3 protein-coding genes and 1 pseudogene are annotated in these 1,992 nt (G+C 65.3%); 2 read left to right on the forward strand and 2 right to left on the reverse strand.

Annotated features, from left to right (window positions below; genetic code table 11):
- Window positions 1-782 (reverse strand): dienelactone hydrolase family protein (locus EOA27_RS33975; RefSeq protein ID WP_145970739.1); only part of this gene is annotated, 782 nt, incomplete at its 3' end.
- Between the two features lie 332 nt (window positions 783-1,114).
- On the opposite strand from EOA27_RS33975, the gene EOA27_RS33980 reads away from it, so the two are divergent.
- Entirely contained in the window at window positions 1,115-1,414 is a 300-nt protein-coding gene (locus EOA27_RS33980) for a hypothetical protein (protein ID WP_245466996.1), read from the forward strand.
- Between the two features lie 16 nt (window positions 1,415-1,430).
- Window positions 1,431-1,553: a hypothetical protein gene (locus EOA27_RS43055; protein WP_281059508.1), complete on the forward strand. Its 123-nt coding sequence runs from the start codon at window positions 1,431-1,433 to the stop codon at window positions 1,551-1,553.
- Between the two features lie 16 nt (window positions 1,554-1,569).
- On the opposite strand, the pseudogene EOA27_RS33985 reads toward EOA27_RS43055, so the two are convergent.
- Window positions 1,570-1,992: pseudogene (locus EOA27_RS33985) on the reverse strand (PQQ-binding-like beta-propeller repeat protein); the annotation flags it as partial.

Genomic DNA, 1,992 nt, shown 5'->3' on the forward strand with positions numbered 1-1,992 from the left:
GCGCCCTCATAGACATAGACCTTGTATTCGACATGCGCGGCGTCGAGCGCTTTGCTGTAGGCATCGATGCCGGCATTGGTCCGGCTGTCGAGACCGGCATAGTGAAGGAGCAGCGGCGCCTTGATCTTCGCGGCATACTCGGCCTTGGGCTGCATGCCATAATAGGCGACGCCGGCGCTGAGATCGAGCGCATGGACGGCAAGCTGGTTCACCGCGCCGCCGCCCCAGCAGAAGCCGACCGCCCCGACCTTGCCGTTGCCGTCCTTGAGGCTCTTGAGATAAGCGACCGTCGCCACGCCGTCTGCCGCGACCTGGGCGGGGTCGAGCTTGGCGAACATGTCGCGCGCCTTATCCTCGTCGGACGGCGTGCCGCCAAGCGGCGACAGGAAATCCGGCGCCAACGCCACGAAATCTTCCAACGCCACGCGTCGGGCGACATCGCGGATATGCGGATTGAGGCCCCGGTTCTCATGGATGACGATGACCGTGCCGAGCTTGCCCGACTGGTCGGCCGGCTTGACCAGATGGGCTTTCATCTCGCCGCTCGAGCCCTGATAGGTGATGTCCTCGCCCTTAACGCGGCTGTCGTCCTCGGCGACGATCGCCGCCTGGGCGTAATTGGCAGCGAGCATCGGCGCGATCGCCGCTGCGGCGGCGCCCGAGCCCGCCAGCCTCGTCAGCTGCTCCATGAAGCGGCGCCGGTCGAGCGTCAGATGCGTGTATTCGTCATAGGCGTCGATCATCGCCTGAGTGATGACGGGCTTGGCAACGGGTTCTGTCATGGCTGTCCTCAACGAAGTGCATGTCGCCCAAAAATGCGCAGCGGTTTTGGGACAACGACATGCATCAGCAACAACCCAAAGCGCGACACGGGAATCCATTTTCGACATGGCGCGCTTCAGGCGGGTGATCCGCAAGATAGGGTCGAGAGCTGCAGGGTCCAGTCACGCCGGGGTGACGATCCTGCGAGGGATTCCTGGCGGAGCGGTGCGCCGGGGAGCCAGCTTAATTCATCACATTTTGGTCATTTCCGAAAGGCTTGATGGTGCTGTCACATTAGGAGGCGAAGTTGCCAGAGCCGCCTTGCCGATACGAATGACGAAAGGGGAATGCCATGAACGTCCAGGACATCATCAACACCGTTTCCTCGAAGGCCGGCCTCGATGAGCCGACCACCGAGAAGGTCGTCGGCACCATCTTCTCCGTGCTCGAGCACGAGGCGGAAGGCACCAGCGTTTCATCTTTCTTCGCCCAGATCCCCGGCGCCGACGCGCTAGCCCAGAAATATGACGTGATGGCCGCCGGCGCGGCGGCCAATTCGGGTGGCGGCCTCCTGTCGTCGCTGCAGGGCGCGCTTGGCGGCGTGCTCGGCGAAAAGGCCGGCGCGCTGATCAAACGGCATCGCGGCGCTTAAAGCGTCCGGCCTCGACATGGCGCAGATCCAACAGGCCGGCGAGACCTTGATCAAGCAGGCCGAAGCCGCCGCCGGCCCCGATCTCACCAACCAGGTGCTGGACCAGGTGCCCAGCCTGCGGGGCCATCTCGGGCTTTGAAGCCCGACGCGTCCCCTCACTTGGGCAGCGTGTAGGCCATCACATAGTCACCCGGCTTGGTGCCGACCGAGCCGTGGCCGCCGGCGACGATGACGACGAACTGGCGGCCGTCGGCCACCGTGTAGGTCATCGGCGTCGCCTGCCCGCCCGCCGGCAGCCTCGCCTGCCAGAGCTGCCTGCCGGTGGTGAGGTCGTAGGCGCGCAGATAGTCGTCGACCGCCGCGCCCAGGAAAGCGACTCCGCCCGCCGTGATCATCGGTCCGCCGATGCCAGGAACGCCGACCTTGAGCGGCAACGGCAGCGGCGTCATGTCATAGACGGTGCCGTTGCGGTGCTGGTAGGCGATGTTTCCGGTCTTCAGGTCGACGCCGGCGACATAGCCCCAGGGCGGCGCCTGGCAGGGGATGCCGAGCGGCGACAGGAACGGCCCCATCACCAC

The organism is Mesorhizobium sp. M2A.F.Ca.ET.037.01.1.1 (assembly GCF_003998075.1).
Taxonomy (GTDB): domain Bacteria; phylum Pseudomonadota; class Alphaproteobacteria; order Rhizobiales; family Rhizobiaceae; genus Mesorhizobium.

Bases quoted from the DNA above. Each gene is read 5' to 3' on its own strand.
- EOA27_RS33980 (WP_245466996.1), top strand. From the start codon at position 1,115: ATGAACGTCCAGGACATCATCAACACCGTTTCCTCGAAGGCCGGCCTC.
- EOA27_RS43055 (WP_281059508.1), top strand. From the start codon at position 1,431: ATGGCGCAGATCCAACAGGCCGGCGAGACCTTGATCAAGCAGGCCGAA.